Genomic DNA, 16,520 nt, shown 5'->3' with positions numbered 1-16,520 from the left:
GATAGTCGCAACAAAAGCACAATTACCCACTAGTGGGTAATAAGCAGAGCTTTCCCGTCTTCCGGCGGCTAACTTTCTGAAAAGCCAAGCCGGTTTTCAATGGCATAACGGGTCAATCCGGCGGTGCTGGCGATGCCGAGTTTCTTCTTGATGTTCTTGCGGTGAGTCTCGACTGTTGCTTCCGATATGCCGAGCGCGGAAGCAATCTCGCGATTGCTGCTACCTTCGGCAACCAGAACCAGCACATCGTTTTCACGCGACGACAGGCCTTCCGCCTTCTTCTCGGCATTGTCGAGAAGTGCTTCCGAAACGCCGGAGGAAAAATAGGTTCCGCCCGATGCGACTGCATGGATGGCGGCGACGATTTCACTCGTCGAAACATCCTTCAGCACATAGCCCGAAGCACCGCGCATGATCGAGGTCGAGATATATTCGCGACTGTCATGCATGGAGAGCATCAGAATGCGCGTACCCGGCAGTTGCCGCTTGAAAAGCTCGATGGCATCGATACCGTTGAGAAGCGGCATATTGATATCCATCAGCACGACATCGGGCTTGGCGGTCTGCGCCATATCCAGCGCCAGCCGCGCATTGGATGCCGCGCCCGCGATTTCAATGTCGTCATAGGTTTCAAGCACGGCGCGCAAGCCGTCGAGAACCAGCGGATGATTATCGACCAGCAATACGCGAATCTTGCATTCTTTCGTCATGCGACTTCCGGTTTCATCAGGGACGGCTTCGTCATAGGTCTTTCGACTGCCGAAAGCGGCAGGCGCGCGGTCAACTGCGTACCATCGCTGCCGGTTTCCACCAAGAGCACACCGCCGAAATGTGCCATGCGTTCCTGCATATTTCTGAGGCCAAGTCCCGATGTCGCCCCTTTCAGATCCTGACCGGCAAATCCATCGCCATTGTCGCTCACCGTCATCGTCACGCGCCCGTTCGAATCCCAAAGGCGCACAGAGACCGCGCTCGCGCCCGAATGGCGCTCGATGTTGGTCAGCGCTTCCTGCGCCACCCGGTAGAGCGCCGTGCTGGGCTCCGGTTTCAGATTGACGCGCAGCGTATCGGCCTCAAAGCGGGTCTCGATACCAGTCCGCTCCGCGAAATGCTCGAAGAGCGCTTTCAGCGCCACCGTCATGCCCAGATCGTCCAGAATACGCGGTCGCAGATCATGCGAAAGCCGCCGCACCTCCTTGATCGCGCCGTTCAGCACATCCGATGCCTTCTCGATAGCCCTCGGCGCACCGTCGCTGCCCGTATGCACCTGACGGCTGGCCAGATCGATGGCATAGCGCACGCCCACCAGATTCTGCGAAATGCCGTCGTGAAGTTCGCGGGCCAGACGGGCGCGTTCCTCCTCCTGCGTATCGATGATGCGCTGGGCAAGCTCCTTGAGCTTGCTGTCCGCCATGCGCCGCTCGCGAATGTTCAACAACATGCATGTCGCGAAAACCAGCATGACGGCAGGCACGGCGATGAGACTGACCACCAGAAACGTGTTGCGGATATTGGCGCGAAAATCGGCATTGGCCGCCGCCGTCTGCGCATAAACATCATCCAGATAAACGCCGGTTCCCAGCATCCATTTCCACTTATCCAGCCCAACCGCAAAGGACAGCTTGTCGGCCATTTCGCCGCTCGACGGCTTTTCCCATTTATATTGGTGCAGCCCGCCCCCCTGCTTTGCCTTGTCGATCAGATTGGCAATGACATGATCGCCATCAGGATCGACCAGATTGAGCCAGTTCTGACCGGGACGAAAGGTCTGGCGCGGATGCACGACATTGTTGCCGTCATAGTCATAAACGAAGAAATAACCGTCCCGCCCGTAATCGAGCGAGGTGAGAATGCTCGTCACCTTCTGCATGGCCGCTGTATCGTCGGGACCGGCCTCGTCATAGATTTTCTGGATTGCTGACAGAGCCAGATTGGTGAGGTTCAGAAGCTCGGTCTCCTTCGCCTTCAGCATGTTCTTCTCAAAAGTCGCGATGCTGCTCTGCACGAGATTGGCCGATTGCCACGTGATGAAGGCCGTGACCGTCAGGATCGCGACGATCAACGGCACAATGGCCAGAGCCAGAATCTGATATCGAAGCGTCACGCCTAGCTCCTCCCAACATCGCCGGACGGCTTTTTAAATTGGGACTTTAAAGCCCCGCTTCGACGGACGAAAGAGGCGATATGCGCTGCCAATTTGCGGCACATTGCCAGACGGCAATATTATTTCGTATAGACTTATTTATGTAGATATAATGCAAAGCGCGGTCAGCTTTCCATTGCGCCTTGTTGCAAGAGCGGTATAGGAAGGCTGAAATTAAACGTTCGCGCGCTTCATTCGCGACGTGCAGGACCCTGAATTCTGGCCGTCTTGCCCAACCCCCATCGTTGAAGTGCGCCTTCGGAGGAGTGATTATATGCAATATTGCGGCAAGGCGCCTCGTCGACTTCCCAAGGAGAGAAGACGATGAACGCCGAAGTAAAACACGCGCAGGCGGGTGGAACCGACAAGACGGCCATCGAGCTGAAGAATGTAGAGATTTCGTTCAAACTGGCCGATGGCGGTCGGTTCGATGCGGTTGCCGAAAGCAATCTCAAGGTCGCGGAAAACGAATTCGTCGCCATTGTCGGCCCAACCGGATGCGGTAAATCCACCTTGCTGAATGCTGTGGCCGGTCTTCTGACGCCTGCGCAGGGTATTGTCGAGATCAACGGCCAGCGCCTGCAAGGGCTAAATCGCAAGGCGGGTTATCTCTTCCAGCAGGACGCGCTGATGCCCTGGAAGACGGTGCTCGACAATGTCGCCATCGGCCTTGAAATCGCGGGCTCAACAAAGGCCGAAGCCCGCAGACATGCGCAGGAATGGCTGGCCCGCGTCGGGCTTGCAAGCTTCGGCGACCGCTATCCGCATATGCTTTCCGGGGGCCAGCGCAAACGTGTGGGTCTGGCGCAGGTGCTGATCCGCAATCCGAAATATCTGCTGATGGATGAGCCATTCGGCCCGCTGGACGCGCAAACCCGCGTCATCATGGGCGATTTGCTGCTCGATCTTTGGTCGCAGGACAAGAAGGCGGTCATGTTCGTCACGCATGATCTCGAAGAAGCCATCGCGCTTGCCGACCGCGTTGTCATCATGTCTGCCGGTCCGCGGGCGCGTATCATGGCGGAATATCGCATTCCGCTCGAACGCCCTCGCGAGATTTCCGAAATCCGCCTCGACAACCAGTTTCACGAAATCCACCGGGAAATCTGGAGCGCGCTCAAGGAAGAAGTCCTCAAGGGCTACCAGCAGACGAGTGGAGAACGCGCCGGAGGACGTTCATGAAAAAGCCATTGCTGTTTCTGGCGCAGCTCAGTATTGCTGTTGCCGTTATTCTCGTGTGGCACGTCTTCACCGCCACGCATCTTTTCGGCAACCCCGCCAAGGCGAAATTCTTCTTCGCCACACCGGGCGATGTCGCCTTGCGCACCTATAAATGGTTTGCCGAAGGCACGATCTGGTATCACCTCGGCATCACGCTGCTCGAAGCCATGCTCGCCTTTGCCATCGGCTCGATTGCGGGTGTCCTGATCGGCTTCTGGTTTGCGCGCAAGCCCATATTGGCAGCTGTTTTCGATCCCTATGTGAAAGCCGCCAACTCCCTGCCGCGTGTTGTTCTGGCACCGATTTTTGCGCTGTGGCTTGGCCTCGGCATCTGGTCCAAGGTAGCGCTTGGCGTTTCACTGGTGTTCTTCATTGTCTTCTTCAACGTCTATCAGGGCGTGAAGGAAGTGAACCAGACCGTGCTGTCCAATGCCCGCATGCTCGGCATGAACGAGCGGCAATTGTTGCGCAACGTCTACCTGCCCTCGGCTTTGTCATGGATGTTTTCGAGCCTGCATACCGCTGTCGGCTTCGCCGTCGTGGGTGCGGTCGTGGGCGAATATCTCGGTTCTTCGGCGGGGCTTGGCTACCTCATTCATCAGGCGGAAGGCGTGTTCGACGTGACCGGCGTTGTCGCCGGTATGCTCGTGCTGACCGTCTTTGTGCTGATCATCGACTGGGGCGTCACCATCATCGAGGAGCGCCTGCTTGTCTGGCGCCCCAAAGCCGCAAGCCACAACGCATAACGGCGCGTCGCGCTTACGAGAGCGGTTCCGGTCAAAATGGAATCATGGAACCGCTCTATCTATTTGTTTTCACGCATTATCCCACGCAAAACCGCTACGCACTTTTGCTGGAAATGCTCTAGGAGGAAAATCATGAAGATTAATCGCAGAGACGCCCTGCTGGGCGCCGCAGCTCTTGGACTGGCCGGCATTGCTTCCCGCCTGCCCGCCTATGCGCAGGACGCATCGGCAACGCCAGAAAAACCCGAACTGATGTTCGGCGTCGGCGGCAAGCCGCTTTTCTACTACCTGCCGCTAACGATTGCCGAGCGCAAAGGCTTCTTTGAAGAACAGGGCCTGAAGGCAACGGTCAACGATTTTGGCGGCGGCGCGAAGTCGTTGCAGGCTCTGATCGGTGGTTCGGTCGATGTCGTGACGGGCGCTTACGAACACACGATCCGCATGCAGAACAAGGGCCAGGACATCAAGGCAGTCTGCGAACTTGGACGTTTCCCGGGCATCTGCATCGGCGTGCGCAAGGACCTCGCAGGCGAAATCAAGACCATTGCCGACCTGAAGGGCCAGAATGTCGGCGTTACGGCGCCCGGCTCCTCCACGTCGCTGTTCCTGCAATATGCACTCATGAAGAACGGTCTGTCGGAAGATGCCGCGTCGATTATCGGCGTTGGCGGCGGCGCAAGCGCGGTTGCAGCCATCAAGAAAGGCGAAATCGCCGCTCTCGTCCATCTCGATCCGGTAATCACCCGCCTCGAAGTCGATGGCGATATCACTCTGCTGATCGACACCCGCACAGAAGAAGGCACGCGACAGCTGTTCGGCGGCACCAATCCGGCCGCGACAGTTTATGTGCAGCAGAGCTTTATCGACGCAAACCCGATCACCACGCAGCGCGTCGTCAATGCCTTCGTCAAGTCGCTGGACTGGATTCACAAGGCATCCGCCGACGACGTTGCCGACGCCGTGCCGGAGGAATATCTGCTTGGCGACCGCGAACTCTACAAAACCGGCTTTGAGAAATCCCGCGCCATGTATTCCGAAAAGGGCCTGATTGCCGAAGAAGGCTTCAAGAGCCTCTATGAAATGTTGAAGGCGCTCGATCCGGAGCTTTCCAGCGCGGATATTTCATTTGCGCAGACTTTCGATCCGCGCTTTGTGCAGGCCGCCAAAATCTAACCAAGAACAAGGCCGGGATCGCTTCGGATCCCGGCCTTTTCCATTTCATTCGTTGAAAAATGCCGCGCGGAATCAAACGCTATCGTGAGCTGGACGCGCGATATGCCGCTTCAGCAATGCGGCTGCAAATTCGAAATCCCCAGCCTCGATAGCCTGCAAAATTTCCAGATGGTCCGCGCAGGCCTGACGAATTCGCGCTTCGCCCATACGCTCAAACTCACAGGATTCCGTCAGTCTCCGCAAATGGTTCTGCCAGCGCAGAGCCTGGGTGAGAAACCGGTTATTGGCCCATGACACCAGCGTTTCATGGAAATTCGCATTGACGTCGAACCAAAACCCATCCGGAAAATCGGATATCGGGCGTTCGAGTATTTCAAGCTGTTCGCGGTGCAGTTCCTGCAACTCGGAGAGAACCGGGCTGTAATCAGCTTGTGTCAGCGCGCCGCATTCGATGACCACCCGGAAAGAATAGCTTTCATTGACGGCATGTTCATTGTCGAGCGCTTCGGCAAAGCGCCAGCCGTAGCCTGGAAGCCGCTCGGCCAGTCCTTCGGCGGCAAAGCGCATCAATGTGCGGCGCACCGTTCCACGGGTCACTTCGAACTGTTCCGCGAGGGCTGCTTCAGAAACTTCCAGGCCGATCGAACCGGAAGCACGCGCGCTCATCAGCCTGTGATAGAGGTCTTCGAAATCGGACGGCGGCAAAATCTCGTTCGACAGCTCGTCCTGTTTCGGAAAACGCTGCAACAGATAACCACGGTTCGGTGCCTGCGCGACGATCCCCCGCTCCACCAGAAGATGCAAAACCTGCCGGACCGGCGAGCGTGAGACATGCAATTCGCGCGCAATCGCGGCATCGGAAATGCGATCACCGATCTGCCAGCGCTCCTTGGTGATAAGCGCCAGCATCTTATGCGCAACTTCCACCTGAAGATTGCTCAAACCGGTTTGCGTCACTGTTCCGTCCGTCCGGGGTGCTGTTACGATGATGTTCACGCGCGGTAAATCCTCCGTGACAAATTTATAACAAAAATCTGCACGCGCGGGAGTTCCATTCGCTTGAGGGCACGCCAATGTGATCGGCGCGTGATGAGGCGAAACGGAAAGCAGTTTTCTGAAAAATAGCGGGAGTTACGGCCGGGGAGCCGCTTTGCTCGACCCGAACTGGTGCGCTTCAAAGGGCAACCCAAATGGCAATACCGCCGCCCCGATAAAAAGCAGGCGACAGATCGGAGACCTGTCGCCTGTCTATAACAATGGACTGGAGGTCACATTATTATCAGTTCATATTTTCAAGCTTCGTCAGATAACCCGACACATTACTGCGAACATAAACCTAGACGAAACCTGTCCGGATATCGGGACGATGCCCCGATATCCGATCTTGATATGTGTTATTAGAACGAGCGCTGGAAGCGAACGATACCGCCCCAAGCGTCCTTCTCGACAGCGAGATCACGCCATTCGCCACCGAACTTGGTGTACGAAATTTCCGGGGTGATCGTGAAGCCAGGAACGAGCTGGTAAGCTACGTTAGCCGTAACTGCAGTCTTGCCCCAGTCGTCGTGTGCGCCCTGAAGGTTGAAGGTAGCCTTGTCGGTTGCCTTGAACTTCGCGCCACCCCAGACAGCCCAATCGCCGCCCCACTGGCCGTAGTTCTGCACCGGAGATTCTTCCGAAGCGTAACCACCCTGCAACCAAACCGAGAAGCGGTCGGTGATGTTCACGTCACCGCGAACCTTGGCGGCCCATTCTTCGATGACCGAGTCGTAAGCTGCAACAGCTGCGATCGAACCCCAGCCGCCTTCGTACTTCAGACCGCCGAGGATGTGCGGGGTGTAGCCGTCGATGACGTAGCCCGAGCCGCCTTCTTCAACAGCCAGGATAGCCGAGAAGCCGTTGCCGCCCTTGTAGGTGTACGAAATCTGACCGGTGGTGTAGCTGCCTGCGCCGACCACGTCATCGTTGATGACGCCGCCGAGGTAACCGGTGAAGGTGTGGAATGCGGATTCGTCGATACCAACCTTGAAGCCGCCGAGCTGGATGTAACCGATACGGAAATCAACGCCCTGCGTCGTATAACCGTAATCACCATCTTCACGGCTATTGTTGGCGCCGTAGTTAAAGCGGGTTTCGGTGTAGGTCTTCAGGGTGCCGAGTTCGGTTTCCGAAGCCGTGTGGGTACGAAGCGTGAAGCGTGCGCCCTTGTCCCAGCCTTCACGGTCTACGCCGGTGTAGACGTCATCGCCGCCCTTTACGTCGTAACGGACGTAGCCGCTGATGCGCAGGCAGGTTTCGGTGCCCGGAATGTAGAAGTAGCCAGCGCCGTAAGCATCGCAAACGCGGACATATTCAACTGCTTCAGGTTCCGGTGCAACGATTGCATCGGCAGCCTGTGCGCCGGAAACTGCAACGAGCGCTGCAGCGGAGCCGAGAAGAAGGCTCTTGATGTTCATTTCTGACCTCCAGGATCAAGTTGATAGAAGTTTCGATTTTTTTACGAGTCGTTTTTTACGATTGCATAATACGATTTTCATTGATGGTTTCGTTAGTCAATGGCGTTTTTTCCCAATAAGATACAGACCGTTACTTCATTAGCGACCGTTGAAATTCTGCAACAGTCATAATTAGCCATGGCCCGCCGCTCTCCCACTTTTGCGGGATCTGGATTTTCGATCCCCCGGATGCCCGGAGCGCTGTTTTGAGGATTTCTGCAGCTTCCCGGTGGAACCCGTGCAGATGGTGGAAACGCTACATGCCGCGGGCAGCTATTGTGCAAGCGAGCGACATCATGCACCGCCTTGGCAGCGTGCAAGACATCGCCTCAACATTTTCGATGGTAGCCAAACCCGCCATATTTCACCCCTCTTCAATACATCCCCGCAGCCGTTGTCCCCCAACGAACTGCGAATGTCCGGATGCTTCGCCCATTTCTGTTACAATCAGATGACGAACAGTGAGCACTGCAACCTTTATCCGTATTTTTAAAGGATCGGGGGCAGAGTTCAGCTTATAAATTTTTATTATTTTGTAGGGATTTAGCAAAAATCCCTACAGACACACGCATTTTCTTTTATTGCCGCTGATTTTTTTTAAGAGTGCCGCTGCAAACCTGCGTTTGGCGCTAGTCGTCGCACTTACCCCTTGGAAAGCGCGATGACCGGGTCCAGTTGCGAAGCGTTTCGCGCTGGCAGATAGCCGAACACGACACCGATCAGCGTCGAACACAGGAAAGCTGCGATAATCGACGTGGTTGAATAGACAAGGCTGAAATTCGAGCTGAACAAGCTGAAGAGCAAGCCGAAGCCGAGCGCCGTCAGAATGCCCAGAACGCCGCCGATCAGGCAGACAAGCACCGCCTCGATCAGAAATTGCTGCAAGATATCGCTCTGTCGCCCGCCGACCGCCATGCGTACCCCGATTTCCGAAACACGTTCGGACACCGTGACGAGCATGATGTTCATCACCCCGATGCCGCCGACGATCAACGAAATAATGGCGATTGCCGCCACCAGAAGCGTCAGCGTCTGGGTCGTGCTGGTGATCGTCTTGCGAATATCGTCGGTGTTCAGGATGTAGAAATCCTTGGTGCCGTGGCGCTGCAACAGAAATTCGGTGACCGACTGCTCGGCCAGCGCCGTATCGATCCCGTCCTTGACCTGCAAGGTAATGCTGCGCAGCGAATTGCTTCCCAGAAACCGTGCCTGAACGGTGGTGTATGGCAGATAAAGCGACAGGTTTTGATTGGAGCCGAAACCGCCCTGCTGCGGCTCCATCACGCCGACAATGCGCGCGGGAACATTGCCGATCAGCAGCACCTGTCCCACCGGATTGATATCGGCAAACAGCGCGTTTTTGGTGTTCTGGTCGATGACCACATCCTGCGCCGTGGTTCGCACGCTTTCGCGGTCGAAAAACTGTCCATCGGCAATCTTGCTGCCCTTGGCGACAAAATATTGCTCGCTGACGCCATTTACCAGCGCATTGGACTCCTGCGAGCCGAAACGCACCGTGCTGTTTGTCGAGACTGTTGGCGTGGCAGCCGCGACATAGGGCTGTTTGGACAGTTCCAAAGCGTCCGAAACCACCAGCGTGGTGATTTTCCCGGATCGCACATCGCCGAAATCCTTGCCTGCGAAAATTTCCAGCGTATTGGTGCCGAGGCTGGAAATATTGGCCAGCACCCGCTCCTGCGAACCGCGCCCTAGCGCCACGACGCTGACGACCGAAGCGATGCCGATGATAATGCCCAGCATGGTCAGGAAGGTGCGCAGCTTATGCGCCCGCATCGAGAGCAATGCCATCAGAAAGGCCTCGCGGATCGAACCCATCAATCCATAGAGCGACAGCGCGCGCTTGCGCTTCGAGGCCGCATCTTCCGGGCTGACGGCGCTTTCCACGATTTCGGTCTTTTCCACCGGACGGTCGGCGATGATCTCGCCATCGCTGATTTCGATGATGCGTTCTGCCTTGCTGGCAATCGACATATCGTGGGTGACGATGATGACCGTGCGCCCTTCGGCATGCAGCTCACCCAGAATGCGCAGCACCTCTTCGCCGCTATGCTTGTCGAGCGCGCCGGTCGGCTCGTCGGCCAGAATTAGGCTGGCGTCGTTCATCAGCGCACGCGCAATGGATACTCGCTGCTGCTGGCCGCCGGAAAGCTGGCCGGGCCGGTGATGCAGCCGGTCACCCATGCCAAGACGCGTCAGCAAGGACCCGGCGCGCTTGGCACGCGCCGACGGGTCGATACCAGCATAGATCGCCGGTATCTCGACATTGCCGATGGCCGTCAGCTCTGGCAGCAGATGATAACGCTGGAAGATGAAGCCGAAATGCTCACGCCGCAGCGCGGCCAGTTCATCCACATCCATGGAGGCGGTTTCGCGACCGCCGATTTCGTAGCTGCCGGACGTTGGACGGTCCAGACAACCGAGAATATTCATCAGCGTGGATTTACCCGACCCCGACGCACCGACAATCGCCACCATCTCGCCAGAATTGATGGTGAGGTCGATGTCTTTAAGGACCGCGATGGAACTGTCCCCCGACGGGTACTCCCGCCGGACTTTTCTGAGGCGGATCAACGGTTCCGTCATGATCAGAAGCCCATCGGCGGGCCGCGACGGCCACCCGGGCTGGGGCTTGCCGCAGCACCTGCCGCCAATTGGCCGGTGACGACGCGTTCGCCTTCATCGAGGCCCGATTTCACCTGAACCATCACCTTGTTGTTCAGGCCGATTTCAATCTTCTTGCTTGAGATCTGCCCCTTGTCATCGACCACGCGCACCGTATAGCGGCCATCCGCATCGCGCGCACCCAAGGCAGAGGACGGAATGGTCAGGACATTGTTCTCCTGCCCGAGAACGATGTGCACTTCCGCCGTCATATAGGTGCGCAGATGCCCGTCTTCATTCGGGATGGTGAAAAGGCCATTATAATAGATCGCCTCCGACGACGCACTGCTCGAAGAGGACGACGAGGACGAGCTTGAGGAACTGAAGCTGCTGTCGCTTTTGATCGATTCCGGCGCCGGTTCCACCGATTCAAGGCTTGCTTCATAGCGGCGGTCCTGATCGCCGAGCACCGTGAAATAAAGCGGCAGGCCGGGCTTCACCCGGACGATATCAGCTTCGGAAATTTCCGTATAAACCGTCATCCGGTCAAGCTGGCCGAGAATAACAATCGTCGGTGCGGATTGCGTTGCGTTGACCGTCTGGCCTTCCTGGCTGACGATGGAAAGAACGGTTCCCTCAATCGGCGCGGTGATCTGCGTATAGCCGAGATTGGCTCTGGCGGTCTCGACGGCAACTTCGGCTGCCTTGATCTGGGCCCTGAGCGATTCAATCTGCGCCTGCGTCACATTCAGATCGGCAGCAGCCGTGTCGTAATCGGCCTGCGAAACAGCATGTTTGGCAAGCATAGCTTTCTGGCGGTTCAGCGTCTGCTGGTTCAGCGCCAGCGTCGCCTGCTTTTCCTTCAACTGCGCTTGCATGTTGGCAAGTGACGCCTCTGATGTTCGCAGGTCGTTTTTCTGGGTGGTGGAGTCGATCTCGGCGATAAGGTCATTCGCCTTCACGACCTGCCCAAGCTTCACCTTGACCGATGTGATGCGGCCCGATGCCTGCGCGCCGACCGCAACCAGACGAACCGGCTTGATGGTTCCCGTGGCAAGCACCGTGACTTCGATGTCGCTGCGGGTCGCAGTGGCGGTCATCATCGATGGTGTCTGGGACGACGATTGGCTGCGCCAGTAAAAATATCCGCACACGGCCACAGCGATGAGGACTGCGGTCGTGACGACGAGACGTTTAAAGCGCATTCAGGGAACCTTGCATATGCTCGTGGATTGAACGTGACCTCGGAAATCGGCCTCACAGGGCCGCATGATCAAGGGTCGAATTCGAAAAATCCAGTAGAAATCTATAATTGCCAGCAATCTTTTCAATTCCGGCATCTGCCTTGGCCAATGTGTGACATTGGCAGCACATGCCGGAATGCGACCACCAAATCCGTATGAGGGGGATTTAACTTAGTTGGCGGCGGCAGTGGCCACCGCATTTCTCTTCGGAAGACGCGGACCCGTATTCACGTCCACGACTTCCGGTTTGGAAACTTCAATGGCGCCACTCCAGCCACCGCCAAGCGCCTTGTTGAGCGCGATATAGTCGGTAGTGATCAGAACCTGGCTGGCGATCAGTGAATCCTCCGCCGAATAGAGCGAACGCTGGGCCTCCAGAAGATCGAGGAAGCTCTGCGTACCCGACTGATAGAGCGAACGTCCAAGCGACGCCGCCTCGCGATAATGGCGAGCCGATGTTGCAAGCTTGGACGATTTGATGCGCTCCTGCGCCAGCGAAACGATAGCGTTTTCGACTTCTTCAAGCCCGGTCAGGATCGAAGAGCGGTAGGCGATGAAATACTGGTCGCGCTGCGCCTGCGCCATCTCGACGGCTGCCTTCAGCTGGCCGCCATTGAAGATCGGAACCGTGAGGGTTGGGCCGAACGACCAGCTGATCGACGAACTTTTGCCGAGATCGCCGATCTTGGTGGCCGAGGTCGCAATATCGCCCGTCAGGCTGAGACCCGGATAGCGGGCGGCTTCCGCCTGACCGACCTTGGCCGTGTATTGCGCATATTGACGTTCAGCCAGCCGCACATCCGGGCGGGAGAGAAGAATGTCTGCCGGAATGCCCGTGGGCATCGGCAGTTTCGGCTTGGGGATCGCCTTGACCTTCTTCATGCGCTCTGCAAGTGCGGCAGGCGCACGACCCGTCAACACGGAAAGCCGATGCACGGAAGCGGCATAGGCCGCTTCAAGGTCCGGTATATTGGCCTCTGTCGAAGCCGCCTGACCGGATGCGTTGGAAAGATCGACCGCCGACGATGCGCCCGCCTCGAATTTGTTGCGCGTCAGGGTAGCCGTTTCGCGCTGTGAAGCGGCGGTCCGCCGGGCCAGCGCGGCACGCGCCTGATAACCGCGCGCTTCGACATAATTCGTGGTTACATCGCCAATCAGCGTCACGAGCGTATTGCGCAGGTCTTCTTCCGAGGCATCCATGCCGTATTTGGCGGCTTCCACCGACCGGCGGTTGGCGCCGAACAGATCGATTTCCCAGCTTGCATCCAGTCCGCTCTGGAACTGGCTGCTGGTGCTCGCCGTGCCACTGACCGAAGAGCCTGTGCGGCTGCGGGTCGCCGAAGCGGAACCGTCCAGTGACGGCAGCAGCGTGCCGACCGACTGACGATAGGTAGCGCGCGCCTCGCGCACGCGGGCCTTGGCGGTTGCAACATCCAGATTGCCCGCAACCGCTTCCTCTACGAAAGCATTGAGCAATGGATCGTTGAGCCGCTTCCACCATTCGGCCAGTTCCGCGGGCTTTGCCGGTTTTTGCTGCTTCTTGTTGCCCCAGTTGGAAGGCATGTTGATCAGGGGCGACTGATAGTCCGGCCCGACCACACAACCGCTGACGGTCGCAACAAGACACAACGTGGCCAGCACTTTCATCGTGCGGCGGACGCGCTGATCCTGTCTGGTGCAGGGGTTGTGGTCAAAAGTCGCTGCAAGGCGGGTGAGATCATTTGTCGACATGGTTTGATTCCGTCTGCGTCTGCGGCGACACCGATTGAGTTTGACTGGATTTGCCCTTGAAGATGCGCCGAACGGCAACGAAGAGCAGCGGAACAAGAAAGACACCTATCACGGTTGCGGCGATCATCCCGCCCATGACGCCGATACCGATTGCGTTCTGCGCACCCGAACCGGCACCGCTTGCAATGGCCAGCGGAGTGACGCCCAGAATGAAGGCGAATGATGTCATCAGGATCGGTCGCAGGCGCTGTCGAGCGGCCTCCAGCGTCGCCTCGACCAGCCCCATGCCTGCCGCTTGCCGCTCTATCGCAAATTCGACGATCAGAATAGCATTCTTTGCGGCAAGACCGATGGTGGTGAGAAGACCGACCTTGAAATAAACGTCGTTACTCTGCCCGAAAATCGTTGCGCCCAAAAGTGCGCCGAAAATGCCGATCGGCACGGAAAGCATGACTGCAAACGGGATGGACCAGCTTTCATAAAGCGCGACGAGACATAGGAACACCACCAGAACCGAAATCGCATAGAGTGAGGCTGCCTGATTGCCGGAAAGCTGTTCCTGATAGGAAAGTCCGGTCCATTCATGGGCAAATCCGGACGGCAATTGCGTCATCAGATTGTCTATTTCATCCATAGCGACACCGGAACTGACGCCGGGTGCCGCTTCGCCCTGAATTTCCACGGCGGACGAGCCGTTATAGCGTTCCAGTCGCGGCGAGCCATATTTCCAGTAGCCGGTTGCAAAGGCTGAAAACGGCACCATGATGCCATCGGCGTTGCGGACCTGCCATTTCTCCAGATCTTCCGGCTGCATGCGGAAATTGCTGTCGCCCTGAACATAGACCGGTTTGATGCGACCCCTGTCGATGAAATCATTGACATAGGCGCTGCCCCAGGCTGTCGACAGCGTGCTGTTGATATCGGCCAGCGAAACGCCCAAAGCACTCGCCTTTTCCTGATCGATATTGATCGCGAATTCAGGCGTATCTTCCTGCCCGTTCGGGCGCGTATTGGCCAGAAGGTTGCTTTTGCCCGCCAGCGCCAGCAACTGGTTGCGTGCCTCGATCAGCTTGGCGTGACCGGCGCCATTGACATCTTGCAGAAAGAAATCGAAGCCGCTCGAATTGCCCATGCCCTGAATGGCAGGCGGCGCCAGCGCAAAAACCTTGCCGTCGCGAATTGTCGAGAAGAATTTCATGGCGCGTCCGGCGACCGCGCTTGCCGACAGATCAGCAGATTGGCGCGCTTCGAAATCTTTCAGACGCACGAAGGCCAGACCGACATTCTGTCCCTGCCCGCCATAACCAAAGCCGATTACGCTCATCACGCCTTCGACCGCATCCTTCTCCTGATTGAGATAGAAATCCGTCACCTGCTTCATGACCCGTTCGGTACGGTCCTGCGTAGCGCCCACGGGAAGCTGAACGCTGGTCATCAGCGTGCCCTGATCTTCCTGCGGCAGGAACGAGCTTGGCAGACGGTTGAACATCCAGCCCATGGCAACCACGATCAGCGCGAAGACCAGAAGGTAACGGAATGACCGCGTGAGGATTCCATTCACGCCACGGCGATAGGCATTCGTTGTCCGGTCGAAACCGCGATTGAACCAACCGGAAATGCCGCGCTGCTTCGCATGGCCTTGGACCGGCTTCAAAAGCGTGGCGCACAAAGCGGGCGTCAGGATCAGCGCGACCACCACCGACAGGATCATCGCCGATACGATGGTGACCGAGAACTGGCGATAGATGACGCCGACCGATCCGCCGAAAAAGGCCATCGGAATAAACACCGCCGAAAGCACCGTCGCGATGCCAACCAGTGCGCCGGTGATCTCGCCCATGGATTTGATCGTGGCCTCCCTTGGCGGAAGTCCTTCCTCCTCCATCACGCGCTCGACATTTTCCACGACGACAATCGCGTCATCCACCAGAAGGCCGATGGCCAGCACCATGGCGAACATGGTGAGCGTATTGACGGAATAGCCGAAGATCGCCAGCACCCCGAACGTGCCCAACAGAACCACCGGAACGGCCAGCGTTGGAATAAGCGTGGCGCGGATGTTTTGCAGGAACACCAGCATCACGACGAAAACCAGAATGATCGCCTCGATCAGTGTCTTGATCACTTCCTCGATAGACAAGCGCACGAAGGGCGTCGTGTCATAAGGATAAACGACCTCCACCCCCGCTGGCAGCGTTTCCTTCAGGTTCCCGATTGCTTCCTGCACCCCTTCCGCCGTGCTGATCGCATTTGCGCCGGTGGCGAGATAAATGCCGATGGCGCCCGAAGGCAGACCGTTATAACTGGATTCACTCGTATAGCTTTCCGAACCCAGTTCCACGCGGGCCACATCGTTCAACCGCACCAGCGCGCCATCGGTCGTACTTTTCAAAATAATGTTGCGGAACTGTTCCGGCGTTTGAAGACGGCTTTGCGCCGTCACCGTCGCATTGAGCTGTTGACCCTTATTGGCTGGCATTGCGCCCAGCTGACCAGCCGAAACCTGCGTGTTCTGCGCCTCAATCGCCGAAGCGACATCGCCCGGCATCAGCGCATATTTCGCAAGCTGGTCGGGGTCCAGCCAGATGCGCATTGCATAGCCGGAACCGAAAATGCGCGTATCGCCCACGCCTTCGACGCGCTTCAGCGTATCGTTGAGCGAGCTGTCGATATAGTCAGCCAGATCGTTGGCTGTCAGCTTGCTATCGGTCGAGACAAAGCCGATGACCATCAGAAAGCTTTCGGACGACTTGCTGACTGTCAGACCCGTGCTCTGTACGCTCTCCGGCAGCTGCGACTGGACGAGCTGCAGCTTGTTTTGCACCTGCATTTGCGCCACGTCGGGATCGGCGGCGCTGGTGAAGGTCAACGTAATCGTTGCCGAGCCGGTCGAGGTCGAGTTGGCCGTCATGTAATCCAGATTGTCGATGCCGGTCATGCCCTGCTCGATCACCTTGGTAACCGAGTTTTCGACCGTTTCGGCATCTGCGCCCGCGTAAGTGGCGCTGATGCGCACCGTGGTCGGCGCGATCTGCGGATATTGCGAGATCGACAGGGAACTCAGCGCCAGCAAACCGCCAAGCATGATGACAATCGCAATGACCCAGGCAAAATTGGGCCTGTTGATGAAGAAATTCGACATGGT

11 protein-coding genes are annotated in these 16,520 nt (G+C 57.4%); 3 read left to right on the top strand and 8 right to left on the bottom strand.

The window, feature by feature from the left end; genetic code table 11:
* Window positions 1-68 precede the first annotated feature (68 nt).
* Both mctR and mctS read right to left on the bottom strand, forming a co-directional pair.
* Window positions 69-710, bottom strand: a complete 642-nt coding sequence (mctR, locus tag ABWW11_RS16465) for a two-component system response regulator MctR (protein ID WP_109367161.1) — start codon at window positions 708-710, stop codon at window positions 69-71.
* Window positions 707-2,104: a two-component system sensor histidine kinase MctS gene (gene mctS, locus ABWW11_RS16460; RefSeq protein ID WP_109367160.1), complete on the bottom strand. Its 1,398-nt coding sequence runs from the start codon at window positions 2,102-2,104 to the stop codon at window positions 707-709. Before mctS ends, mctR begins: the two co-directional genes overlap by 4 nt.
* Window positions 2,105-2,467: 363 nt before the next feature.
* On the opposite strand from mctS, the gene ABWW11_RS16455 reads away from it, so the two are divergent.
* The 3 genes from ABWW11_RS16455 to ABWW11_RS16445 all read left to right on the top strand — a co-directional run bounded on the left by ABWW11_RS16455 (window position 2,468) and on the right by ABWW11_RS16445 (window position 5,283).
* The gene (locus tag ABWW11_RS16455) at window positions 2,468-3,325 is read left to right on the top strand and encodes an ABC transporter ATP-binding protein (RefSeq protein ID WP_109367159.1); all 858 of its coding nucleotides are present in this window, start codon (window positions 2,468-2,470) and stop codon (window positions 3,323-3,325) included.
* Complete coding sequence (locus ABWW11_RS16450; protein WP_124915840.1) at window positions 3,322-4,110, top strand: ABC transporter permease; 789 nt, start codon at window positions 3,322-3,324, stop codon at window positions 4,108-4,110. The genes ABWW11_RS16455 and ABWW11_RS16450 overlap by 4 nt, the downstream gene beginning before the upstream one ends.
* A gap of 132 nt (window positions 4,111-4,242) precedes the next feature.
* Window positions 4,243-5,283, top strand: a complete 1,041-nt coding sequence (locus ABWW11_RS16445) for an ABC transporter substrate-binding protein (protein WP_109367157.1) — start codon at window positions 4,243-4,245, stop codon at window positions 5,281-5,283.
* 72 nt (window positions 5,284-5,355) lie between these two features.
* On the opposite strand, the gene ABWW11_RS16440 is transcribed toward ABWW11_RS16445, so the two are convergent.
* The 6 genes from ABWW11_RS16440 to ABWW11_RS16415 form a co-directional block, all read right to left on the bottom strand.
* A complete protein-coding gene (locus ABWW11_RS16440) occupies window positions 5,356-6,279 on the bottom strand; it encodes a GntR family transcriptional regulator (RefSeq protein ID WP_235858952.1) in 924 nt (307 codons plus the stop codon).
* Window positions 6,280-6,680: 401 nt separating this feature from the next.
* Complete coding sequence (locus ABWW11_RS16435; protein WP_109367155.1) at window positions 6,681-7,739, bottom strand: porin; 1,059 nt, start codon at window positions 7,737-7,739, stop codon at window positions 6,681-6,683.
* A gap of 681 nt (window positions 7,740-8,420) precedes the next feature.
* On the bottom strand, window positions 8,421-10,382 hold the full coding sequence (locus ABWW11_RS16430) for a MacB family efflux pump subunit (RefSeq protein ID WP_121538209.1): 1,962 nt from the start codon (window positions 10,380-10,382) through the stop codon (window positions 8,421-8,423).
* Window positions 10,383-10,384: 2 nt separating this feature from the next.
* On the bottom strand, window positions 10,385-11,605 hold the full coding sequence (locus ABWW11_RS16425) for an efflux RND transporter periplasmic adaptor subunit (RefSeq protein ID WP_109367153.1): 1,221 nt from the start codon (window positions 11,603-11,605) through the stop codon (window positions 10,385-10,387).
* Between the two features lie 210 nt (window positions 11,606-11,815).
* A complete protein-coding gene (locus tag ABWW11_RS16420; protein WP_109367966.1) occupies window positions 11,816-13,291 on the bottom strand; it encodes an efflux transporter outer membrane subunit in 1,476 nt (491 codons plus the stop codon).
* Window positions 13,292-13,361: 70 nt separating this feature from the next.
* The gene (locus tag ABWW11_RS16415; RefSeq protein ID WP_121538205.1) at window positions 13,362-16,517 is read right to left on the bottom strand and encodes an efflux RND transporter permease subunit; all 3,156 of its coding nucleotides are present in this window, start codon (window positions 16,515-16,517) and stop codon (window positions 13,362-13,364) included.
* Window positions 16,518-16,520: the final 3 nt, after the last annotated feature.

The sequence above is a fragment of the Brucella sp. NBRC 113783 genome (assembly GCF_040372265.1).
GTDB classification, from domain to species: domain Bacteria; phylum Pseudomonadota; class Alphaproteobacteria; order Rhizobiales; family Rhizobiaceae; genus Brucella; species Brucella teleogrylli.
Note: the sequence above shows the minus strand (reverse complement) of the source record. Positions and strands in the feature narration are given on the sequence as shown.